The sequence below is a fragment of the Deltaproteobacteria bacterium genome, from assembly GCA_016183235.1.
Taxonomy (GTDB): Bacteria; UBA10199; UBA10199; order DSSB01; family JACPFA01; genus JACPFA01.
The window spans coordinates 39154-62476 of the sequence record JACPFA010000003.1 but is presented as its reverse complement, the minus strand read 5'-3'; the positions used below and the strand labels follow the sequence as shown (position 1 = coordinate 62476).

Annotated in this window: 25 protein-coding genes; 13 read left to right on the top strand and 12 right to left on the bottom strand. The window is 42.8% G+C overall.

Annotated features, from left to right (window positions below; translation table 11 throughout):
- Nucleotides 1-65: 65 nt before the first annotated feature.
- From HYU97_00670 to HYU97_00660, 3 genes are read left to right on the top strand one after another with little or no spacing between them, the layout of a single operon-like run.
- Complete coding sequence (locus tag HYU97_00670; GenBank protein MBI2335266.1) at nt 66-623, top strand: DUF366 family protein; 558 nt, start codon at nt 66-68, stop codon at nt 621-623.
- Entirely contained in the window at nt 620-1357 is a 738-nt protein-coding gene (locus HYU97_00665; GenBank protein MBI2335265.1) for a 7-carboxy-7-deazaguanine synthase QueE, read from the top strand. Before HYU97_00670 ends, HYU97_00665 begins: the two co-directional genes overlap by 4 nt.
- The gene (locus tag HYU97_00660; GenBank protein MBI2335264.1) at nt 1354-2517 is read left to right on the top strand and encodes a deoxyguanosinetriphosphate triphosphohydrolase; all 1164 of its coding nucleotides are present in this window, start codon (nt 1354-1356) and stop codon (nt 2515-2517) included. The genes HYU97_00665 and HYU97_00660 overlap by 4 nt, the downstream gene beginning before the upstream one ends.
- A gap of 231 nt (nt 2518-2748) precedes the next feature.
- Here HYU97_00660 and HYU97_00655 read toward each other — a convergent pair whose 3' ends face one another.
- The 7 genes from HYU97_00655 to HYU97_00625 all read right to left on the bottom strand — a co-directional run bounded on the left by HYU97_00655 (nt 2749) and on the right by HYU97_00625 (nt 8047).
- Nucleotides 2749-3918, bottom strand: a complete 1170-nt coding sequence (locus HYU97_00655; protein ID MBI2335263.1) for a radical SAM protein — start codon at nt 3916-3918, stop codon at nt 2749-2751.
- 62 nt (nt 3919-3980) lie between these two features.
- The gene (locus HYU97_00650; protein MBI2335262.1) at nt 3981-4622 is read right to left on the bottom strand and encodes a hypothetical protein; all 642 of its coding nucleotides are present in this window, start codon (nt 4620-4622) and stop codon (nt 3981-3983) included.
- Nucleotides 4623-4660: 38 nt separating this feature from the next.
- Nucleotides 4661-5299: an MBL fold metallo-hydrolase gene (locus HYU97_00645; GenBank protein ID MBI2335261.1), complete on the bottom strand. Its 639-nt coding sequence runs from the start codon at nt 5297-5299 to the stop codon at nt 4661-4663.
- 163 nt (nt 5300-5462) lie between these two features.
- Nucleotides 5463-5927, bottom strand: coding sequence for a hypothetical protein (locus HYU97_00640; GenBank protein MBI2335260.1), 465 nt, complete (start codon nt 5925-5927; stop codon nt 5463-5465).
- A complete protein-coding gene (locus tag HYU97_00635) occupies nt 5924-6256 on the bottom strand; it encodes a (2Fe-2S) ferredoxin domain-containing protein (GenBank protein ID MBI2335259.1) in 333 nt (110 codons plus the stop codon). The genes HYU97_00640 and HYU97_00635 overlap by 4 nt, the downstream gene beginning before the upstream one ends.
- Nucleotides 6249-6875: a 7-cyano-7-deazaguanine synthase gene (locus tag HYU97_00630; GenBank protein MBI2335258.1), complete on the bottom strand. Its 627-nt coding sequence runs from the start codon at nt 6873-6875 to the stop codon at nt 6249-6251. Before HYU97_00630 ends, HYU97_00635 begins: the two co-directional genes overlap by 8 nt.
- A complete protein-coding gene (locus tag HYU97_00625) occupies nt 6872-8047 on the bottom strand; it encodes an ATP-binding protein (protein MBI2335257.1) in 1176 nt (391 codons plus the stop codon). The genes HYU97_00630 and HYU97_00625 overlap by 4 nt, the downstream gene beginning before the upstream one ends.
- 356 nt (nt 8048-8403) lie before the next feature.
- On the opposite strand from HYU97_00625, the gene HYU97_00620 reads away from it, so the two are divergent.
- On the top strand, nt 8404-10788 hold the full coding sequence (locus HYU97_00620) for a hypothetical protein (protein MBI2335256.1): 2385 nt from the start codon (nt 8404-8406) through the stop codon (nt 10786-10788).
- A gap of 73 nt (nt 10789-10861) precedes the next feature.
- Here the strand turns inward: HYU97_00620 and HYU97_00615 are convergent, their stop codons facing one another.
- Both HYU97_00615 and HYU97_00610 read right to left on the bottom strand, forming a co-directional pair.
- Entirely contained in the window at nt 10862-11158 is a 297-nt protein-coding gene (locus tag HYU97_00615) for a type II toxin-antitoxin system RelE/ParE family toxin (protein MBI2335255.1), read from the bottom strand.
- Between the two features lie 8 nt (nt 11159-11166).
- Nucleotides 11167-11412: a hypothetical protein gene (locus tag HYU97_00610; protein ID MBI2335254.1), complete on the bottom strand. Its 246-nt coding sequence runs from the start codon at nt 11410-11412 to the stop codon at nt 11167-11169.
- A gap of 241 nt (nt 11413-11653) precedes the next feature.
- Here HYU97_00610 and HYU97_00605 point away from each other — a divergent pair, with 241 nt between their 5' ends.
- The 8 genes from HYU97_00605 (at nt 11654) to HYU97_00570 (ending at nt 19035) form a co-directional block, all read left to right on the top strand.
- A complete protein-coding gene (locus tag HYU97_00605; protein MBI2335253.1) occupies nt 11654-12607 on the top strand; it encodes a hypothetical protein in 954 nt (317 codons plus the stop codon).
- Between the two features lie 66 nt (nt 12608-12673).
- Entirely contained in the window at nt 12674-13444 is a 771-nt protein-coding gene (locus HYU97_00600) for an outer membrane lipoprotein-sorting protein (protein ID MBI2335252.1), read from the top strand.
- Between the two features lie 9 nt (nt 13445-13453).
- A complete protein-coding gene (locus tag HYU97_00595; protein ID MBI2335251.1) occupies nt 13454-14125 on the top strand; it encodes an ABC transporter ATP-binding protein in 672 nt (223 codons plus the stop codon).
- Entirely contained in the window at nt 14122-15348 is a 1227-nt protein-coding gene (locus tag HYU97_00590) for an ABC transporter permease (protein ID MBI2335250.1), read from the top strand. Before HYU97_00595 ends, HYU97_00590 begins: the two co-directional genes overlap by 4 nt.
- Complete coding sequence (locus HYU97_00585) at nt 15345-16493, top strand: hypothetical protein (GenBank protein ID MBI2335249.1); 1149 nt, start codon at nt 15345-15347, stop codon at nt 16491-16493. Before HYU97_00590 ends, HYU97_00585 begins: the two co-directional genes overlap by 4 nt.
- Before the next feature lie 653 nt (nt 16494-17146).
- Nucleotides 17147-17881 carry an SDR family oxidoreductase gene (locus HYU97_00580; protein MBI2335248.1) on the top strand — a complete coding sequence of 245 codons (735 nt, stop codon included), beginning with the start codon at nt 17147-17149 and terminating at the stop codon, nt 17879-17881.
- A gap of 115 nt (nt 17882-17996) precedes the next feature.
- Nucleotides 17997-18428: a 6-carboxytetrahydropterin synthase gene (locus tag HYU97_00575; protein MBI2335247.1), complete on the top strand. Its 432-nt coding sequence runs from the start codon at nt 17997-17999 to the stop codon at nt 18426-18428.
- A gap of 61 nt (nt 18429-18489) precedes the next feature.
- Nucleotides 18490-19035 (top strand): cob(I)yrinic acid a,c-diamide adenosyltransferase, encoded by a 546-nt coding sequence (locus tag HYU97_00570; GenBank protein ID MBI2335246.1) that lies wholly within the window; start codon nt 18490-18492, stop codon nt 19033-19035.
- Nucleotides 19036-19109: 74 nt separating this feature from the next.
- On the opposite strand, the gene HYU97_00565 is transcribed toward HYU97_00570, so the two are convergent.
- Entirely contained in the window at nt 19110-20138 is a 1029-nt protein-coding gene (locus HYU97_00565) for a radical SAM protein (GenBank protein MBI2335245.1), read from the bottom strand.
- A gap of 44 nt (nt 20139-20182) precedes the next feature.
- The gene (locus tag HYU97_00560) at nt 20183-21682 is read right to left on the bottom strand and encodes a hypothetical protein (protein MBI2335244.1); all 1500 of its coding nucleotides are present in this window, start codon (nt 21680-21682) and stop codon (nt 20183-20185) included.
- A 152-nt stretch (nt 21683-21834) separates the two neighbouring features.
- Between HYU97_00560 and HYU97_00555 the strand changes: the two genes are divergently transcribed.
- Entirely contained in the window at nt 21835-22536 is a 702-nt protein-coding gene (locus HYU97_00555; GenBank protein MBI2335243.1) for an HAD hydrolase-like protein, read from the top strand.
- Nucleotides 22537-22656: 120 nt separating this feature from the next.
- On the opposite strand, the gene HYU97_00550 is transcribed toward HYU97_00555, so the two are convergent.
- Nucleotides 22657-23292 (bottom strand): hypothetical protein, encoded by a 636-nt coding sequence (locus HYU97_00550; GenBank protein ID MBI2335242.1) that lies wholly within the window; start codon nt 23290-23292, stop codon nt 22657-22659.
- Nucleotides 23293-23323: the final 31 nt, after the last annotated feature.

Genomic DNA, 23323 nt, shown 5'->3' with positions numbered 1-23323 from the left:
CTGCGCTGGTGGGGGGCCCCCTGACCGGGTCACCCATTCTTTGGTCCTCGCAATAACATCTAATTATGAAAACAAAATTTCTTGATAAAACAATCCAATACAACGGCGCACAATTACGTTCGCATTTTATTTATGAGCAAACCGGTATTTTAGGCAATTGCCTAATCGCCTTCCAGGGGCCTTGTGATGTGCCTTTGACAGCCATGGTCGATCAAGTCGACGTGCGTAATTGCGAACCCATTTATAGTGAAAGCATGTTGCATTTTATTGGCGAATTTTTTGGATTTGATCTTGCCACCACGGTATTTGCCCAACGCCTCTTAATGGTTGGTATCATGGAAAATATTTTAAAATTAAAACCCAAATTATCGATCTTACGCCAAGGCGATGACCTCTATGTGGGAAAGCAAAAACTATCGGTTTCGATTGCAACGGTAACGCCTGTTTCAACGGTGTTGCATGTAGGTCTTAATATTTCTAGTCAAAATACCCCCGTGCCCACAATAGGTTTAAAAGATTTAAAAATCTCTACCCCCATCTTAGCTAAGGCCGTGCTAAAGGCTTGGGAACAAGAGTTTGCCAGTGTTCAAGAGGCGCTGGTAAAAGTAAGGGCAGTGCCATGACCCTCACCGCCCCACTCATCGAGATCTATTCAACGATTCAGGGCGAGGGACCCTATGTGGGGCAACAAATGCTTTTTGTCCGTTTTTTGCAGTGTGATCTGGCTTGTGCTTTTTGTGATACTCCTTCGACCTTTCAAAAATTAGAAAAATATCGAGTCGAATATTCCCCGCACAGTGGAGATTTTACTTATTTTGAAAACCCTAGCACCGTTGCCCAGCTCATGTCGCATCTCGAACGTTTCCAAAATCAAACCCTAAGCCTTACCGGAGGTGAACCCCTGCTCCATCACAAATTTATTCAAGCCCTTCTCACCCAATTAGCCGGGCGGTATCGTGTTTTATTAGAAAGCAGTGGCATTCATGCCGATCGGCTTGCTACAATCATCGACCAGGTAGATATTGTAAGCATGGATTTTAAATTGCCCAGCGCTGCTCAAACCGGGACATTTTGGCAAGAGCACTTAAAGTTTTTGCAAGTGGCCCAAAAAAAAGAGGTCTATGTGAAGGCAATAGTAACGAATGATACCCAAGCCGAAGATATTTTAATGGCGACTCAACTTTTAAAAAATCTCGAAAAGCCCATCGAACTTATCTTACAGCCCGTCAGCCCGGGGGGCAGAATCAAAACGCCTATTTCCCTTGAGCATTTGTTGCATTTACAAAAGGTAGCCACTGAAAATTACGCCCATGTACGCGTGATTCCACAAATTCATAAAATATTGGGGGTGTTATGAGTCATCAGGGTTTGCGCGATCGAGAAGAATTTGAAGCTGAAGAATTAGCTCGCTTAGCCGCTTATGCGTGCAACAGTAAACATTCACTGGGCAGGCGTTATCAAGAAGAAGAGCATCCTTACCGCACCTGCTTCCAACGGGACCGCGATAGGATCATTCATTGCAAGGCCTTTCGTCGTTTGGAATACAAAACCCAAGTGTTTGTGAACCACGAAGGCGATCATTACCGTACGCGATTGACCCACAGCCTCGAAGTAGCGCAAATCTCACGCACGATTGCCCGTACTTTGCGGGTCAATGAAGATTTAAGCGAGGCCATTGCCCTGGCCCATGACCTGGGGCACCCGCCCTTTGGCCATTCGGGGGAAAAGGCCATGAACGAATTAATGAAAGATGCGGGTGGCTTTGAACACAACCGACAATCTTTCCGGATTGTCACCCATTTAGAAAAAAGAGACCCACGCTATTTAGGCCTTAACCTTACGTTGGAAGTTCTAGAAGGTTTATCCAAACATTTTACCGAATACGATTTGCCCGGTGGCCATGAATTTACGCGGACCCACGAGCCCTCCATTGAAGCGCAGATCGCCAATTTTAGTGATGAGATTGCCTATAACAATCATGATTTAGATGATGGCCTGCGGTCTAATTTAATTAGCTTAGAGCAATTAAAAGAGGTGGAGTTGTGGCAAACTACTTATAACGAAGTGGCGGCAAAAAGGCCCGGGGCAACGTTAGAAATTCTTCGTATTCAAACCATTCGCAACATCATTAATCAATTGGTGACCGATTTGGTGAAAACCACTTTGGAAAATCTTGAACAAAAGAAAATCAAAAATTTAGAAGATGTTTATACGCAAGGTAAAAATTTAGTGGCCTACAGCGAACCTATCAAACGACAAAACACCGAGTTGAAGCGATTTCTTTTTACTAAACTTTATCGTCATTATCGAGTCGAGCGTATGGCAGAAAAGGCCGAACGCATTTTGCGAGATTTGTTCTTGGCCTTTTTAAAAAATCCCAAAATCATGCCTGATGATTTTGACAGTGGGCAGGCTCACGACCTGCCTCGCCATATTTGCGATTACATCGCTGGCATGACCGATCGCTATGCGTTAGAAGAGCATCAAAAGCTGTTCAACCCCGAATCGCGCGTCTGATGTCATTGCGAGCGAGCACCGTTTGCGAGCGTGGCAATCTTCCATTTTATTCTTCAATTCATCTGCAAATAGTGTCACGTCTTTTCGAGGCAGGGAGAGGCCAATGGAGAGCCCACGCCCGGTCGGCTTATGAGGGCTTCTGTCATTGCGAGCCCAACGGGCGTGGCAATCTCACCGGTTAAACCGAGGAGATTGCTTCGTCGCAGATTCCTCGCAATGACAGAGGACTTTTCAACTAAGCGGGTAAGGAAACGGCCCGTGTTTTGGGATGGGGTGGATGTATTGCTCACGGAACGTTTTGTCTTGCATGCGGCAGGCCTTGGCCCGTTGGTGATACGGGGATGTTGAAGTCATTTTTTGCCAGAGTTCTTGAATGCTTTGTTCTGGGAAACGACCGATCGTAAGGGGAGTAAAATCGCAGGGGCACATGTCGCCAAAGGCGGTCAGGTAAAATTGGGTGTTGGCTGCGAAACAAAAGGCACTGCCGCAAACGCTTGTCATTGTGGATTGGGCAGAAATCCCCGGGTAGTCTAATTTTTTTCGATATTCTCGGACCAATTTCGCGATTTTTTCGCGATCTTTGGGTTGTAAAAGGCAAGTTTCATCTTGCAACCAGCGACCACTGGGGATGGCATCAAAAAAGGTCACTTCGTGCGCACCTACAAGTTTGGCTAGTTCGAGCGTGTTTTCAAAATGATTTTGTTCTAAATTCGTGGGGCTTAGGTGACTTGAGATACCCACCAACAATCCCGCCTCTCGCATGGCCTGAACTCCCTGCAGGGCCTTGGCAAAAAGGCCTTTGCGTTGCCGAAAGCGATCGTGGGTGTCAGGGTCGGTGCTGTCCAGTGAAATAAAACAGCCCAACACACCTGCCTCTTGCAATTGGCAACAGAGTTCCCGATTGAGTCGTTCCCCATTCGAAAAAAAGATGACCGACGCTTTTTCTAGAGGGACACTTTTTACCAACTCAATAAAATTTTTATGCAAGGTGGGTTCGCCACCTAAAAAAATAATTGTAGTGGTTCCTAATGCGCAGGTCTGTTGAATCGCTTTTTTTAATTCATCGCAAGAGAGTTCTTTTTGTTGAGCATGATTGTAAAAAACAGCAGAGCAATGTTCGCATTCACATTGACAGGCCTTGGTGATGGATAGGGTTGCCGTAGCAGGAACGCGTAAATGCTGAAACCGTCGTGACAAACGAAAGTCTAAAGAGCGTTGCCCTACGGGGGTGGCCAATGGGGGTTGATAGAGAGAGAAAACTGGTGAGCCTTGATGAAAACCAATGACTTTATAACCATTGACCTTGTTTAAATAGGCTTGAAGGTAAGCTTTTTCAGCCTCAAGGATCTGGGGATTTTTCAAAACCAGTTTTTTCTCGCAATATTCGATCGAGAATTCCATGATCTTTGGGTGATAGGAGGCTTTAAGCCAAAAGTCAACGGCCAGGGGGCTAGGCCAGCCAGTTAGCTTAAAATGGCTTCGCCTAAAGCGATGAGTTTTTCTAGGGTGGGCAAGTCTTTTTTGACCGGGAAACGTATTTCAAGCCCTTGGTTTGACACCATGATAAAAGGCCTGCCGTCTTGCCAATTTGCCAAAATAGTTTCAGCTCGAGGTTTAAGGACTTGACGCAAGGAGTGGCTGCTGTCAGCTACGCTCACAAAGCGACTGTTCAGTTCAGCATTTGGCAAATCCACCACCTGAACATTTTCCAACAGCTCTTTAGGGATGCCTAAAGTCGTTCGGATCATCCATTTAGCGATAGGGCTATTCATCGAGTTTTCTAAACGCGGATAGGTTTTGTTTTGGCGGGGGCTGATCATGCAAAGCCGAGGCGGATTTTTAAAATCTTGCGAAGTAAAACAAAAGTCACTTTCTTTATTGGAGGCTTTGGTAGAAAGGCACCATTTTTTCCCAGAAGAGGATTTTCCTGTTAAAGTAAAACGGAGTGCAAGAAGAGAGTTCTTTTGAAACCCATAACCTTTGGCGACTGAATATTGTTCAAGACTCGCGAAAAAATCTTTATTTCTTGCTTTCAGACTATAAAGTAAACCAACCACAATGATGGCATCCAGCAGTAAAAATCCCCCCACAATTAGGATAATCATTTGTGTGTCGGAAAAAAACGATGCTGACATACCAAAAATTATAAATTAATCAAAAAGGGATTACTATTCTTTTCTTGACCTAGAGTGGTAGCAGGGCCATGGCCTGGATAGACCTTCGTTTGAGCATCAAAATCAAACAGTTTAGTTTTAATAGATTTTAAAATCGTAGCATAATCGCCACCCCAAAGATCGGTACGGCCAATACTGCCCAGAAACAGTGTATCACCGGTAAAAAGCAAAGGTTTATTTTCCGCGACTAAATAAAAAGTAATGCTACCTGGAGTATGGCCAGGGGTATGCAAGATTTCAATTTTATATTTTCCAAATTGTAAAGTGTCACCGTCTTCTACATATTGATTAACTTTGGTGATGGGAGGGGCGGGAAGAAAAAATAAAGAGGCTTGCATGGCCACATTGTCGTATAAAAATTGATCGTCACGGTGTAGGCAAATTTCCCCGCGGCATTGATCTTTAACCAGCTTGGTTGCGCCCACGTGATCAAGATGAGCGTGGGTGTGGAGTAAATATTTTGGTTTAAGGCCGTGCTTTTGAACCAAGGCGATAATCGTTTCTGCTTCATCACCGGGGTCAATAATGATCGCCTCTTTGGTTTTTTCACAGCCAATAATACTGCAATTACATTGAAAGGGCCCTACCGCCAATTGTTCGAAGATCATAGATTCCACTGGCCTTAATACATTGAAAACTTCAAGAAGAAATTTATCTATTTAGTATTTCTGAAAAATTCTTTTGCAAGCGGGAAGAGGCTACTCGAAACCCCTTTGCTCGGGGTTGAGAGAGCCTCTGCCGGATTGCAAAAGAATTTTTCAGAAATACTATTTACCTAAGCTGATTTTCTTCGGGGGCGGGAAGTACAAGATTAACTTGAAGATCAGGCTCTCCATTTTTCCCAGGAATCAACACAAAGAGCTTTTGATACCGCCATTGTTTGCCAACCTTCGTAGCGTTTAAGTAAATAGTGGCCTTGCCTTTAGGGCCTTTGATAGGAATTTCTAGATTGGCACTGCCACTACCGCTCGAAGAGGAAATCTTTCCTCCGGGGATACCGTTTTCTTCAATGGGTGTCCCTAATTTTTCAATAATCACAATCCGGCTTTTAACCTTGCGTAAGGCCTCTTGATAGACATCCGAGGATTTTATGGCATGGGTGACAGCCCAATAAATGATACCGCCTAAGGCGATAAAACTTAAGAGGCAAAGAGTTAAGAAAATGCCAATAATCCATCCCCAACGTATTTTTTTGGGTTTGGTAGGTTGAACGGGCGTGTCCATATTAGAACTCATTTTAAGGGAAAGGTGCCAGGTAATCTAGTCAAAAATAAGTCTTTGACTGGCTGATTTCCCTCAATGTGCTCTTGCATAATTCTTGCCACATCGGCCTTGGTTTTGACCGTATACCAAACACCCTCGGGGTAAATAACCACCGTAGGCCCACAAGCACATTGATCTAAACAGCCCGCCGCATTAGCGCGCACTCTGCCTTTTAAGCCACGCTTGTTGACCTCTTCTTTAAACCATTCGCGGATTTGCTCTGACCCTTTAGATTTACAACAACCTCGTGGATCTTTGGCACTGCGTTCGTTAATACAAATGAAGATGTGTTTTTCAAACATTGATTTTATCTCTCTCCGCACATTTATTACACTTTCCACAGGGTTGTAAACCCTTTGGATTGAGACACGAAAAACTTAGTTGAAGCGGTAGCCTATGAGCTAATTTAACTATTTCTTTTTTTGTTTTGTTGAAGAAAGGAGTCTTAATTTTGATTTTATATTGCAGCCCTTGGGCAATGAGCTTTTCATAAAGTTGAAAGAATTTTTGGGAGGCATCGGGGAAAGGATTCCCTTTTAAAGTTCCCAACCAAATTCCATGAATATTTTTTTGCCGACAAAATAAGGTCGCTTTAGCAAGCATGAGTAGATTTCTTCCCGGTATTTCGACTTGTTGATCGGCAGAAGTATAATTGGGGACCCCTTTGCCTCGATACATCCAGTGGTTAGGATAAAGGTCTTTCAATTCCTGTTTCAAAATCGTCAAAGGTTTGAGACGAGGAGATTTTAGGGCGCTTAAAAATCTTTTCAGCCAATAAATTTCAGCTTTCTCCCAACGCAAACCCTTTTGAATATAAACCGGCCATACTTGAAAACTTTTTTTGAGCGCACAACCGATGAGGATACAACTATCCATCCCACCACTTGCTAAAACGACAATTTTGGAATTCGTTGAGGTCATACCAAGCCCGGCACTTTCCACAAGAGGTTAAAAAATCGATTGATGGAAAGAACCCAAAGATCTTTTTTAATTTGTTTAAATATATGGGGTTCAGCAACTACCTGAAATTTTGCAAGAGGCCTAAGTTTCCCACCAAAATATTCAAGTTCTTTGGTATGCGAACTAGGTTTTATTTTTACTTCAACCAAAAAAACGGGTTTATGATTATTCGTAATAAGAAAATCAACCTCTTTCTTTTGTTTGTCTCTTACATAAAACAGATCAAGATTACCCCAACCTCCATCATTGATCATGTGACAAAAAGATATGAGTTGAATCGCTACAAAGTTTTCAAATCGCGCTCCCTCTTCAGGCACCAGAGTCCAATCGAGAAAGTATAATTTGCTTTCTTTACGTAAGGAATAGGGGATTCGTTTATGATAAGGGGGGATTAGAAGAATGATGTAGAGTTTTTCTAGGGCATGAATCATTGATTTTACGGTATCATGAGAACAGAGCAAATCTTCCCTCAGGGAATTTAGAGAAAGAGGAGAACCAACCTTATGGGGGAGAATTTCAATAAGGTGTTCTAGCTTTAGGAGGTCTGTGATACGACTCAAATCTCGTAAATCTTCTCGAATAAGTCTTTGTAAGTATTCCCGATGCCACAGGGTAAGAGAGCGTTCTGATTGTTTTAAAAAGATTTCTGGGAACCCTGAAAAGACAAGAAGATTTTTGATAGTTTCAATGCTGCAGGGAGTTGTTCCCAAAATTTCTTCATAGTGGGTGTTGAGTGTGGCAGGAGATACTACTTGAGTTTCTTTTTTTTCGGCCTCAAAGGGGTGAAGTGGGTAGAGGTGAAGCAGATGATAGCGGCCCAACATGCTATCCCCTGTTCTTTGTAGTATTTCAAGTCGAGCACTTCCTGTGACGAAAAAAGAGAACTGATCTCCCAAAGTATCAAAGTAACCCTTTAAAACAGTTTTCCATTGAGGAATTTTATGAATTTCATCTAAAATAATACGACAATTTCCCCCCTTTTCCCTTGCTTGTGACTCAAAAAATTTTGAATCTTTTCTGAAAGAACGTCGAGTTTTTTCGTCATCCCAATTGTAGTAAAGATAACCGTTAAGAGAGGCGTTTCCCCACTGTTTAGCTAGGGTTGTTTTCCCTACTTGTCTAGGGCCTGCCAAAATCATCATCTTTTCGGAGATGGTTGGGTCTGTTAAAAGGGAGTTTAGAGTTCTTGAAAGCATGTCTTATTTTATGGGTATGCCAAAAAAAGTAAATACTTTTTTTTGGGTATGCCAAAAAAAGTAAAATTAATCTGTTGTCATTATGGCGAGTACAATCCTTAAGGTCATTAGCTACCTTTGTTAAGGCCTTTGGGTTGGGGCAAATTTTAGCAGAGTGAATTATGTATAAAAATAAATCAAAATATACTTAATTATTTGAATTTATTGAAAAATCTTCAAGGTGTTTTAACAACTGGTTGTTGATTTGAGTCGATAATATATCCAATCAATGGGGGGGAGAAAAAGTAGATGGTATGGGTATCCGTCAAGTATGTTTGCCAGAGCTTGAGAAAGTTCAAGTTGATGCTGAAATCTTGAGAAACTCCACAATTCATTCCTTAGGTTGTGTGGAGTTTGAACTGCCACCAGTGAGGCAGCTAGATATTTATAGCTCTGAAGAAAATCATGCGGCCACTTTAAAAATTGAAGATTATCAAGATCGCTTGATCCAGCAATTTCCCAGGCAAGCAAATGAAATTTTATTGACCTCGAATTCTGCTGAAGAAAAACTATCCCAAGTAACTTCCCTTTATCATTTCTACCAACAAGCCTTATGGGCACCCCATGAACAAATCCTCCATGGGCTTACCTCTTTTTATCCAGCGGATGCCTTGAGATTTACCGAAGCAGAAGGGAATTATTCTAACCATGATTGGTTAAGTGGGGGAGGGGTTCAAGACCCCTTTGGCAAACCCTATGATCCAGGGATGTGCGGTGAAGATGAAATTTGTTCCGTGGGTCATTTTGCAAGCAACCAATCTATTCAAGCAAAAGTTGATTATTATTTTCAGTCATTATTAAACATTGCTGGTGAAGATCATGTGTTTACTTATGAAGATTACCAACGAGATCTGTTGTCTGAGCATTCAGTATTAAAACAAATCTTTGTTCAAGATTTTGGTTTAAGTGATATCCCTTCCTATCATAAAGTTGTAAATGTTATGCCATTACTGCAGAAATTAGCCAGTAACACCTACCCTTCAAATGTGTTGCGCCTTTATCTTCGTGCCTATCTAGACCCTCGAATGGATGAAGCCCATCTTGAAAAGTTATTACCTGTCTTTTCATGGGAACCCCAAGCCAGTTATTTTTTTACTGATTCTGATCTAAAAGAAAGAGACCCACACTTACAAAATCCATTTCATCATCAAGTATTGTATGCCGCTCCCAGTGCAGATGGAAAATTTATTGAGCTTTTTATGTTCATGGCCGATGCGGATGATGCCGAAATAACTAGCTTGGGTCACCGGTATTTTCCTTGCTATGTGCGATTGCCTTTAGATGGAGATTTGAATCATTTTTCGATAGCCGCGCCTTCTGATTTCAATGCCTATCGATCACATATTCTGGCGGCTTTGATGAATCATGGTTCTGGGGAGCTTCGGTTGGTAGCAACCAATTTATGGCAGGAATGGACAAAATATGCGCGAGCAATCGAGTTGGAGTTAATGGGTAATCCAACAAATTTTAAATCAAAAATTCATATGATCAGAGAAGACGGATTTGGAAGGGTTTTGAAAAGTATTCCAGATCATTTAGCCCTAGCTTTACCTAATTTGGCCCCATTACCCACTTTGGAAATTCAAGGTGCTTTGGAGGATAAATATCGTTTAAGGATCTTTATAACCCCTAAAAATAGGGCATTTCCTGGTAGGGAACGTTTGCGAGTCAGGATGGGGATTTATGAAGACGAGCCCTATTTTGTAACCAATCCCAATGGAAATCGGATCCCATTCCAAACGACTAAGGTCTATGAATCGCAGTCCTATGCCTATTCCATTTCCCGAGTGATCCATCGTGTGTTGACGCCCGTATTAGAGAGGAGCCCACTTTTAAAATTTGCCCTTAAAAAAAGTCGAATCAATATTCTAGTGGCTAAAAATAAAGATGAATGTGATGCCTTTGAACACCAAGTTAATTTATTTACTAGTGGGATTGAGTCGGATTGTAACCCAAGCACCACTTACTATCGCGGAGAATTTTATATCATTATTCCTGAAGCGGCTTTATATGGAGATGATGCCCATGTTATTTTTATTCACGAACTGGGTCATACACTCGATGAAGTCATTAAAGAACCTGATCAAGAAATCATAACTCCTTGGGTTGATAAAATTTTTTTTGAACATACTTACTGGGCTACAAATGCTGTTGCCTCTGATGAAGGTCATGTAGTTGCAGGCCTCCACCGGTTTTTGGTTGCCAATCCTAAGCAAGCCCCGTCGGTTTATGCCTTGGTTCATAGTAATGAATTGTGGCCAGAAATGATTACGGCCTATATTCGCAGCAAAGTTCCAACGTTCGTGGATCCTTACGAAGGATTTCGCACCAGCAAAGATAGTTTATTGAATTCCAAGGCAGGTAGACGCATTTATGTAACCTTGGCATTTTTCGAGCACCTTATTGAACACTATTCCTTACCGGCGCTTAATTCACAAAATGAAATAAGTGAAGAGCTAAGACAAGTTGCCACACGATGGCCCTACCAAGCTTTCAAGTCAGATATTTATTTGCGAATTGACCAATGGTTGAGTGAACATAATGAGGAGATTGATCATGATCAATTGGGGGACTTTTTTGAAACTCTAGCGAATGACAAATATTTGCCAGAATACGCCAATGCTTGGCCAGCCAGGTAGCCAGGCGATCCGGATGAAAAACCATTGCCCCCACTGGCTAGTACGACGGTTGATAGACAAGAAAGTTTCATGGTTAATTTAAAATAGATCGAATAACCCTATCGGCCGTTTTTTTAGAAACAGCACGTAATAATAGAATAACGTTGGGCCTCTCAACAAAGTAGAAAATGCGATAAGAATCGTTGGGTGTGTCTACACGTAAATGGTAGAGGGGTAGCTTTGTACCTTTAATTCTCTTAATGCGTTTCTTTTCAGGGAAAGGGTTCTGTTTTAGTTTCAAAATTTCTTTGGAAATCTTCTCAAAGCAAATTTGAGGGATGCGATCGAAATCTTTCTGAATAACTTTAGTCAGATGAAGTTCAAAGACCATGTGGGATTTTATTTACGTCTTTGCAAGTAGGTTTCGAAAGTGCTTGTTTTTTCCTTATGATATTCCTTCTTAGTCTTTTCTGCGAGGGTTTCCAAATCAAAATGTTTAGCCAAAATCAGATCTTCAAGTTCCTCACCCTCTATATCTAATATCAATTTCACGGGTTTACCATTTTTAGTGACAATGACCCAATCATGGATATTGACATATTTTGAAGTGTTCTGACTAAGTTCTTTAATGCCTACAAATTCCATAACATGCTTGCCTAACAAGAAGTATATACAATTATCCGTACCTTTGTCAAACTATACTAAAAAGTATACTAAAAAGTAACGAACTTTGGTTTGTGGACTCTATCTGATCATGCATCGTGTACAAATAACAGCCATAATATACTCAACTTAATGAATTTATTAAAAAATCTTTAATGAGTTTTAACAACTGGTCGTTGCTTTGAGTCGATATAAAAGTAGGGGGGTTAAAGGAGTATGGTTTATGGTTAAGGGATGTTCCCCCTCCAATGATATTCGGTACCAGAAGTGTGAAGTAGGTGGTCAGGTTTATGAAGTGCGCAACAATGCTGAGCTTAATGCCTGTCGCCCTGATGTAGAAGATCCTGCTTGTAGCATTTTAAGACAAGATGAAAGCCCTTTGGGGAGGCCAGATTTTTTACAAACTCTACAATATGGGGCAAGTGTTTCAAGTGTTTATGGTCAAGACCCTCATTGGCAAGATTACCGATTATTTAAAGGCGATAGACGAGAAGCAACTCCACAAGATTTAGAATCTATCGAAAAATACACGAAAGAAGCCATCGATGCTCTGAAAGATCCAAGTGCTGAAGGCGATCTTTTACGAGAGACCGCCTTAAATCACTTAATTAGTCATTTAAAAATTTACGATAGTTATGTTGTGACAGCCTATTTTAAAGCAGATCCTGATAAACATGACTTTGATGATGATGGCTATACAAGGTTTAGAAAGATTGATCCTCAGGTAGGATTTCTGCTTCATCACTTGGATGTGAAGCATCAATTGGATGGACTTTATCGGTCTTTATCAATTGGCGATATCGATATTACAAATCATGGAACTGATTTTGAGGGGCTTCTTGAATACGTCCAGCAAGAACGCTCAACGGTGGTTCGGGAAGCCGATATGCTTGATTTGAGAGCCTTAACTTCCCTTTACGATAAGGATGTTACAAACCTAACTTTTTTGGCGAAATTTCAAAAAGTTAGAGATCAAACCGTGACTCGTGAAAATGCAAGGGATCTGAAATGCACCCTAGCAGAGTTAGAGGGTCAATTAGATGTTTTACGAGGTTATGATAGCCCTCTGTCTTCTTCATTAAATAAAGTGAGCGAATTCATGGTTGCAAAAAGAAAAGAAGTTGATAGCTTGATTCAACAAATGGAAACTAAAAGTCGGCCCAAGCGTCGCAAATAGCCTTGAATGGCTTGAGGTCCCCTTGAATGAGTGACAAACCAAACCTTTGGGTATTATAGGCATCTCATGAAAATTTTAACAATGATAGGGGGGATTTTACTTCTTCTGCAAGTGAGGGTTTTAGCGACTCCGGTTGAAGATCCACAAGCCAAGGCCATGGTTACCACCATGATCGAGCACTTACGTGGGCAGATCAATGTTTCCCTTCATGAAATGACCGTGCAGCGCCCTACTTGGAGTCGTACCCTTAAAATTAAAAGTTGGGATGATCGAAAAAACAAAAAGGTTTTCCTTCGCATTTTGGGGCCAGCGCGAGACGAGGGCACTTGTTTTTTAAGGCTGGGCTACAACTTGTGGAGTTATTTGCCGAATGTTGAAAAGGTCATGAAGATTCCCCCTTCGATGATGCTGCAATCGTGGATGGGTAGTGATTTTACCAATGACGATCTAGTTAAAGAGTCCAGTTATATCGATGATTACACCCATCAAATTTTGAATGAAGAAAAAAAAGAGGGCAAAACCGTTTTGCAAATCGAGCTTTTACCCAAACCCAATGCACCCGTGGTTTGGGGTAAGGTGGTGTTTTGGATGTGGAAAGAAGAGTTGCTGCCCTTAGCGCAATCTTTTTATGATGAAAAAGGTAAGTTGATCAAACACATGAAGTTTACGGAGTTTAAAAAGATGGATGGAGTTTTACTGCCCACCGTTTGGGACATGGAAAATGTAGCCAAGGGGGGCGAAAAAACTTTATTAAAACTGCTGACTATTGATTTTAATCCCACACCGCCAATCGCCGATTGGATTTTTTCCCAGCAACATTTTACCAAAAAAGAGTGATGGTATTTCATGATTACTCTCAAAAACCTTTCTAAAACCTATCATTCCGATGGAATTGCGGTGGAAGCGCTCAAGAATATCAATTTGGAAATCAAGCAAGGTCAATTTGTAACCCTAGCAGGGCCCTCGGGTTCGGGCAAATCCACACTCTTGCATCTTTTAGGGGCGCTGGATCACCCTACCGAAGGCAAGATTTTGATTGATGGGCAGGATCTATCTTCTCTCAACAAAAACCAGTTGGCAGAATTTCGTTTGCACAAAATCGGTTTTGTTTTTCAGGCCTATAATTTAATTTCGGTGCTTACCGCTTATGAAAATGTTGAGTATGTGATGTTGCTGCAAGGGGTTGCGCTCAAGCAACGCAGACAAAGGGCTGAAGAATTACTCGTGCGGGTGGGGTTGGCTAATTATATTCATACTCGCCCTATTCATATGAGCGGAGGCCAACAACAGCGCGTGGCGGTAGCCCGGGCCATTGCCGCTAATCCAGCCCTTGTTTTAGCCGATGAACCCACGGCCAATCTCGACTCCAAAACCGGGGCAGATTTAATTTCTCTCTTTCGAGAATTGGGAGAATCTTTTGCCATGACCTTTGTGGTGGCCTCGCATGACCCGATGGTGATTGAAAAAACTCAAACCTTGATTCGTTTAAAAGACGGTGAAGTGGTGGAGGATCGGTGACGATTTTTTTTAAAATTGCTTGGCGTAATATCCTGCGCAACAAACGCAGATCTTTTATTACGATTAGCGCGGTTTCTTTTGGATTAGCGGCGGTAATTTTTTTGTGGAGTTTTGTAGATGGCTTTCAATATCAAATGAAAGAAGGGATTAAGAGCCTTATTACCGGCGACATTCAAATTTATCCCAAAGGTGCCGAAGGTCTTTACAATGTTAATATTTTTATCGAAGACCCCGCAGAAGTGCGAAAGATTTTAGCCGAAACCCCTGGCATTGAAAAATATGTTGAAAGAATTTTAACCTCAGGGATTATTTCTTCAGCCAATAATTCTATGATGACCTTTGTGGTGGGGGCGGATCCAGCGACCGAAAATAAATTTAACCCCAAAAATTATCTAACCGCAGGCCGCGATATTACGACCGCTGATGAGCATGAGACCGTGATTGGCGAACCCATGGCCAAACAGCTCGAAGTGGGTTTAGGCGATAAGGTCGTGGTGGTGATGCAAGATCGCTATGGGTCATTGGTGGGCGAATCTTTTCGGGTGGTGGGGATTTTTAAGACGGGTTCGGATCAAATTGACCATTCCACAGTTTATTTGAATCAACCCATTGTGCAACGCATGTTGGCCTTGGAGCAGCAAAAAACCAAGATCATCATTCGAACTTATCCCGATCTTCCCATCAAGCCCATTCTTGAAACACTTCGCGCAAAACTTGACCTTAGCAAATACAAAGTTTCGCCTTGGGAAGAGATTGCACCCATGCTTTCGCAATTAGTCGAATTTCAACAACGCATGATTTTTATTGTAGTGGTGATTGTGCTGAGTATTTTAGGGACCGGAGTTTTGAATACCCTCATGATGTCTTATATCGAGCGCATTCGAGAATTTGGTTTGATGAAGGCGCTTGGTACCAAAGACCCACAAGTGGCCTTATTACTTTTTCTAGAAACACTGTGGCTTACCTTTGTGGGTACAGTCATGGGAGCAGGCCTAGGCATGGGCATTGCCGCTATTTTGGCAAAAAGGGGGATCGATCTTTCTCGTTTTGGAGAAACCTTTTCTAACTTTTTTATTGGCACTACTATTTATCCAAAGATTCATTGGGAACACGTGGGGCTAGCCATTTTAGTTGTGCTTTGTGCTAATCTCTTAGCTGCTTTTTACCCAGCCTGGAAGGCCGCTAAGTTAGAACCGATGGAAGCCATGAGACAAGTGGGATGAAAAATTTATTTTTCTTCTTTTTGTTTTTTTTACCGCTTTCCTTGCAGGCCCGGCCCGTTATTGATCAAAAAGATTTTTCACTCTCTCTCAAAGGTTATTACAAAAATCTGTTTTTAAGTTCGCGCGGGCTTTTAGATGATGACCTATTTGTGGGGGATGTTAATCGCTTACGGCTGGAATGGGATAGTCAATTTTTAAAACATTTTTTCCTAAAAGTTATTTGGGATAACGAGTTAGTGGGTGGGGACTGGGTTAACAGTTTTCAATTCAATGCCCGTCAGGCCCTGCGAGAATCGGGATATTTAGACTTACATTGGGAGCCCAATCGAGAACCCAATTTTTCCTATAGCCAAAATCTTTATCGTGCTTATTTGAAAATGGATTTTGGAAAAACTTCTTTAACTGTAGGAAGACAAAAAATCGATTGGGGCTCGGCGAGGATTTTTTCGCCAGCAGATTTGTTTACCCCTTTAACCCTTTTTGACGTTGAAAAAGAAGAAAAACCCGGGGTGGATGCGGCCAACCTGCTCATCCGTATTGGCGACTCAACAAAACTCAATTTAGTTTATACCGCAGATAATAATTTTGATGAATCACGACTGGGTTTGCGGGTAACGCAAACCATTCGTCATTTCGATGTGGCTCTCTACGGGGGGCGATTTTTGCAAGATTATATCTTTGGCATAGACACGGCGGGAGAGATCAGTGGATTAGGCATTCGCGGGGAGTTAAATTATAATCAAGCCCAGTTTAGTAAAAATTTTATTCAAGCTAGTCTAGAAGTTGATTATGGGTTCCCCAATTCTTTTTATATATTAGGGGGATATTTTTATAATGGCCAGGCCACAAGCGTTATTAGACCGCTTTTTTTGTTTCATGAAAATTCGGCTCAACCCATCAAAACACAAAATCCACATTTTTTAGATGTTCAAATGCGCTATGACTTTACGCCCTTATGGAAAGGAAATATTTTAGTCGTCTATGACCTCGTGGGGACGTCTTTTTTTATCAACCCTGAAATTACTTATCAGACATTTTCTTGGTTAGACCTAAGCGCCGGGGCTTTTTTCCCCTTCGGGCGTGCAGTAGGCGAATTTACTCAACTCCCTAATCTTTACTATTTCGAAACCCAAGTGTCATTCTGAATAATAATGTCATTGTAATCCATGTCATTACCCGACTTGATCGGGTAACCCACGATAGCGTGGCAATCTTCATTTTCATTCTTCAATTCATTTACACATTGCCGCACCTAAAAAGTTTTACTGAAGTGGGCTAAAGGGTAATTTGAGAACTCGCACCCGTGAAGCCTACTCGGTCCAAAAAATCCTTTATTTTTATTGAATTAGAGTATTCCTCTGTCATCCTCTAATTCAAAAAAATAATAGGATTTTTTGAACCTCCTACGGCTTCACTCCTGTGCTAAAAGTTCTCAAATTACCCTCTAGCCCACTTCAGTAAAACCTTTTATATCTCTGCAAATATTTGAGAAATATAAAAAGAGAGCGAAGTGACTTTGAAGGTGAGGTGGTTTCGCCGACCCATCGCGGAAGCGGCGGGGCCCCCATGCGGGCTAGCCGGCATGGAAAGCCGAGGCCCCCGCCTCTGGCGGGGGAACGCGGAAGGATTCCATGCCGGCTAGCCCCATGAGGGTCGCCGCTGGAGCGCCGGGTCGGCGAAACCACCTCACCTTCAAAGTCACTTCACTCTCTTTTTAGGTACGGTGATTTGCAGATGAAATAGAGGATTCTTTACAATTCCTTGACCTCTTAATTCTAAGTGTGCTCATGGTTGGGTTATGCAATTAAAAGGTGTGAGAGTACTTATTACGGGGGCAGGTCGGCGAGTGGGGAAGGTCTTGGCTTTAACGTTGGCTCAATCGGGCGCTAGGCTTGTTGTTCATTATCATCGTAGTCGACATGAGGCTCAAATGTTGCGAAAGCAAATCCTTGCCCAAGGAGGCGAAGTTGTTTTGGTGCAAGGTGATTTGTCTAAAGAGGCAAGCCTGCAACTATTAGCCCAAAAGGCTTGGCAGGCGTTCGGTGGGCTGGATGTTTTGATTAACAATGCCTCCAATTTTTATCCGACTCCTTTGGGAAAAACAAAATTTTCGGAATGGGATGACCTTTTTGCCGTCAATGCCCGCGCTCCTTATTTTTTAAGTCAAAGTTTGGGGCTTAAAATGAAAAAGCGAGGTAGGGGGAAAATCATTAATATAGCAGATTGGGCGGCGTTAAGGCCTTATACAGGTTATATTCCTTATTGTGCGGCCAAAGCTGCTTTGGTAGGGTTGAGCCAAGGCCTGGCCAAAAGCTTGGCCCCTGAAGTGCAGGTGAATACGGTATTGCCGGGGCCCGTGATGTGGCCAGCCGATTTGGGTTCAAAGGTGAAAAAAGAGGTTTTGGCCAAAACTCCCTTGAAATGTATCGGTCGGCCAGAAGATATTGCTAACACGGTAAAGTTTTTAATTGAAGGAACGGATTATATGACAGGGGCGCTGGTTCATGTAGATGGAGGGAGGAGCATCCTTTAGCAAACGGGCCCGGCCCCGGGCCTTCCCCCAGCAGTGCTCGTCCACGAAACGTGGACTCCGCGCTGGTGGGGGGCCCCCTGCCCGGGTCACCCGTTTGCTAAAGGATGGTCAAACTATGTTTAAAGTCGTTAAAATTATGGAGTTTTGTTATGGGCATCGCTTGCTAGACTATGACGGCAAGTGTGCTAATCTGCATGGCCATAATGGTTTGGTGGAAATTGAAATTCAAACTAACCAGCTCGATGCTCGTGGGTTAGTGGTTGATTTTGGTGAAATCAAAGCGATCGTTAAAAAGTTTTTAGATGAAAATTTAGATCATAAAATGATTCTAAGTAGCCAAGATCCTTTTGTGGAAATTTTGCGTGCCCAAAAAGAACCTCTGTATGTTATGAAAGAAAATCCTTCTGCCGAAAATATTGCAAAATTAATTTTTGATTATGCCCGTGAAAAAGGTCTGCCAGTGAATGAGGTGAGGTTGTGGGAAACCCGTAGTTCTTGTGCGAGTTACCGGGAAGCGTCATCCCGGACGAGCCTGCCCCGGACTTGATCCGGGGACCCGGGATCTATACAGTAGATTGCGGATCGGAGTCCGCAATGACGGAGACTCTATGAAAATCTACACTAAAAAAGGTGATCAAGGGAAAACCTATTTGTTTGGGGGTGGGCCGTTTCCAAAAAGTGATGCCCGCATTGATACTTATGGGGAAATTGATGAACTCAATTCGGCAATAGGGTGTGCCCGGGCTTTTATCCAAGATCAAGAATTGGCGACTCAATTGCAAACGATTCAAGAATCGCTATTTACCATAGGTTCTGAACTGTCCACCGTATCGGCCAATGAGAAATTAGTTTTTAGTTTTTTACAAGAAGCCCCCGTGGTTCAGTTAGAACATTGGATCGACGCCTTTGATGTTAGGCTAAAACCTTTGAAAAATTTTATTCTCCCCGGTGGTAGCCAAGGGGCAAGTTTTTTACATTTGGCCAGAACTGTCTGTCGTCGAGCTGAACGTAAACTCGTGGCCTTAAGCGAAAAACAAACCGTACGGCCTGTTTTAATCAAATATTTAAATCGTCTTTCTGACTATTTGTTTGTAGCGGCACGGATGACGAACCACGATGCTAAGCAAACAGACATTGTGTGGAAGGGACTTTAAATCTTAATCTGTCATTGCGAGGTCATACAAGGGTCCTTCGCAAAGCCTCAGGATAAACTCAGCAATCCCACCGGTTAGACAGAAGAGATTGCTTCGCCCTTCGGGGCTCGCAATGACAGCAATTCCATATTATCAAATGGCTCATTCCGTTTAAAATCAGGCCGATAGGTTTCTGCGCTTTCAAACTCTTGTAAAAATCCATTTTCCATCTTCAGTTCTTCCAACAAATCAACCACTTCCCAATATTCATGCTCACGAATTTTTCTCGATAATAAGGGTACGCGCGTTGCTTTGTTAGTCGGATAATATTGGCTCATGATTGAAATGTTAACTTGCGGAGATAAGTTTTGAGCGATCCAAGTCAAACTTTCACGACTATCGGCCAGGCCATTGGGCAACACCAAATGGCGGACAATCAAGCCTCGCTGGCTGAGCCCCTGTTTGTCTAATTTTAATAAACCCACCTGGTTAAACATTTCTTGAATAGCCTGGCGAGAAATCGCTTGGTAATTTTGAGCTTGGGAATATTTAATGGCATTTTGATCATTGGCATATTTGAGGTCAGGCAAATAAATATCAATCACACCACGTAACATTTTTAATGTTTCTAAATCATCATAGGCATTGGTGTTATAAACTAGGGGGAGCCGCAAGCCCTGCTCGCAAGCTAACACCAGAGCTTTCATGATTTGGGCCACAAAATGCGAAGGCGAAACCAAATTGATATTGTGGCAGCCTTGATTTTGCAAATCGATCATCATGTCGGCCAATTGTTCAAAACTAATTTCACCCGGCCGCTCACCCTTTTGGGTGTGACTGATTTGCCAATTTTGGCAGTACACACAACGCAAGTTACAACTGCCAAAAAAGATATTCCCCGAACCATGGCTTCCCACCAATATGGGTTCTTCTCCAAAGTGGGCAACATGGCTTGCCACTAAAGGGCGATGACCTGATTGGCAAAAACCCTCAACATTTGCCAAACGATTGGCTTCGCAATGACGTGGACAAATCACACATTTGCTTAAGCGCTGTTCAAGCAAGTCAGCACGCCTGTGTAATTCGCCGCTGTGGAATAGGGTTAAATAGGAGGGTTTATGCATACTAAAATGGAAGATTGCTTCGTTTCACTCGCAATGACATCTGTTTATACAATAACGGTATTGCGGCTTTCTGCCCGTTGATGAGTGCTGGGTTGGTCGTTATCAACGAAAGCAAGTTCTGGATGATCATCTTGTGGGCTGTGGCCATCACCGCGGCCTTGATCGCCGGTACCTTGGCCATCGGATTCGCGGGTAGCTTCAATATAGGCATGGCTACTCGAAGAAGCTCTAAAAGCCGACAAGGCGGAAGCTGCAGTAGGTAAATTTGAAATGCCCATCATGCCAGCCAAGCTGGAAACCAAAGGATTGGAAGCCAAGCCTCGGAGATAAACATTTTCAGTAGGCATTGTTTCAAAACCGAGGGTGTAAGTCCCGCGATCTGAAAGACCAGAATTTCTAGGATTTGCTAAAGGAACATAAGTCACAGCAGGTTCAGACACATTAGGATTGGCTGTTACAGGGGCGTAAGAGGCATAGGTGGGCACAGTCGTGTTAACAGAAACATTTTCTCCAACACTCGTGGTAGGTGAAGCTGGTGAAGCAACAACAAACTGAGGGTTTTGTGCCACCAAAGCACTGACTCGTTCAGCAAAGACCTTAGCTTCGGCAAGAGGTCCTTCAAAATAACGACCAGTGAGATCGGCGATGGCTTGGCCCAACACAGCTAATGTAACTTCTCGTTTAAAATGATCGCCAAAAGGTATTTCGACAATGCGAGCAGCGAGTGAAGTAGGATTAACCGCAGCAAGGGCACTAGCCCCAAAACGATTATTGGAAATTACATCTTCAAATGTTTCGACGATAGCAGAGATGGCTTTGGAAGATACATGAGCATTTGTAGCTGAATCTGGGGTGGCAATCGTAGGGCTTGATTCAGGATCAAGAACTGGGGCTTCATCCGAGCCTGCTTGGGTTGTATAGTGGATAGGAGTAGCACCTTGAGGAACTAGAGCAGCTACGGTTTTGTTGGCAGCTTCTTTAGATTCTTGTTTTTCAGCTACAGTTTCTGCAACGTTGCTTTGAATCGAGTGAAGATAAGCTTGCACCGAACCAGCGACATCAGTCCTTTGTGCTAAACTAGCCAACACGGCTTGAGCAGCAGAAGTTCCATAGCTTGCAACGACGGCAATAAACCCTTTAGCGACTTCAGGATCGGTAGAAGCACAATAATCGCCTACCAAAGCTAAGGCAGCTGCATCACCTTCGAGGGCTTGGGTTAAAGCTTTAAAAGCAAATGCAGCATTAGTGTTAAGATCTTCGGGAGAGTAATCAACGGGGCTTAGGGCAGCGGAGATTTGTTCAAAAGTTCCGTAGCGGAGGCTTGCTAAAGCTGCGCTGCGTTCTTCGGGATTTAATTGGCCTAAATCTTTGAATGCTCGAGCAAGGATTTCGTTGGTGATGCCAAGTTCAGGCTCTGTCCCTGTCAGTGCACCGCAGGTCTGAAAACGAGGTTCAGCCGCTAAAGCAGCATCTAACGCTTGAATATTAGCTGTAAGTTTTCTTAAAGATTCTGTATTGTCGGTCACTTGAACTCTCTTACCCATGAAAAGGTTCCCCCTGAAAAACTCGTTCTTGAGAAAAGTTATCGGGTGGGGTACCCAGTTTGTTGTGGTAATAATTAGGGATATCTTAAGTTTTTTTGACGTTTTGTGTCAATAAGGAACTGAAAAATAAAATTAAATAATTTCAAACAGTTATGAGCCAGCATTCACCCTCTAAAAAATTAATTTTATTTGATATCGATGGGACCCTCCTTTTAACCGGCGGGGCTGGCAAAGCGGCCTTTGACCGTACCTTTCATGAACTGCATGGTGTTTTGGAGGTATGGCAAGGGATTAATCCCGATGGAAAGACAGATCCTCTCATCATCGAAGAGCTTTTTCTCAAACAATGGGGGCGAAAGCCCAAAGCCCATGAAGAAAAGGCCGTTGAGGCAAGGTATTCCTTTCATATGGAACAGGCCTTACAACAGGCCCCCAAATTTCGTTTGATGGCCGGAATATCGGAGTTGTTGTTAGCGCTTAAAGATCGACAATTGGGTTATTTGGGTTTGGCGACAGGGAATTATGAAGCCACGGCTTGGATGAAGTTAAAAAGAGCGGGGCTGGAAAGATTTTTTAATTTTGGGGGTTTTGGGAGCGATACGAGAGATCGTTTGGCTTTAACTCGCTTAGCCATGGAGCGAGGTATGGCCCATTTGGGTAGTCGTATTCATCCTGAAGATGTGTGGGTTGTTGGAGACACGATTCACGATATTCGCTGTGGCAAGCTTTTAGGAGCCACTACAGTGGCAGTAGCAACGGGCTCGACGCCTTGGGATATTTTGCAAAAAGCCAGGCCGGATTTCTTGCTAGAGAATTTTGGGGATTTAGAAGAGAGTTTAACAATATTTCTATAGTTGCTGCTCAAAAATGCCAAGATACAAGGCGCTTGCGAGCATGCAAGGAGGCGTACTCACAGTACGTTGACGAAGCATGCGAAGCAAGCAACGCAGTAGATTGGCGTTTTTCAGCAGCAACTAAATTTCGGGGCCGCGTTTGATGAGCCTCATACGCACATCGGTTACAATGTCTTTATCATCGAAAATGATCTCTAATTCCACTGGGTTTTTACCTCGCAAGAGCCTTCTGCCGGGATGATCCATTTTTACCAGTGTGTCTTCAATCGGGTAACGCAAATCATAAGACCATATCCAATAATAAACCCATTTTTCTTGTTCACTTGGGTAATCAAGCCCAATAAGGTTGGGACCCGATAGAAGTTTTAAAATATCTAATTGGTTAGTCTGACCAATTTTTATTCGGTTTAAGAATTTTTTTGCGGGTTGGGTAGGATACCAGGAAATAAGTTGGAGGTGTTGTTTAACATAAGTGGAATCCGGTTGAGCGTAATCGTCGGTAAAAACGATTTCTTCGATGCGGGCATATTGATTGTTGGTGGTGGTTTCGGAGAGTGTCACCAAGCCGCGTTCGCGCATGTATTTATTATGCCAAGCCCAAGAATCGGCATGGGACATAGTGGGCCAGAGGAATAAAGAAGTTAGGAAAAGACAAGCAAAAATTTTCATGGTTAAAACCTTTTGTTTAATACGGAAAATCGCTTCGGCCATCATGGATCCCGGCTCAAGGCCGGGATGACATGGAACTTGCAACAACAACCCTCCAGATTTTATTCTTTAGCAGCAG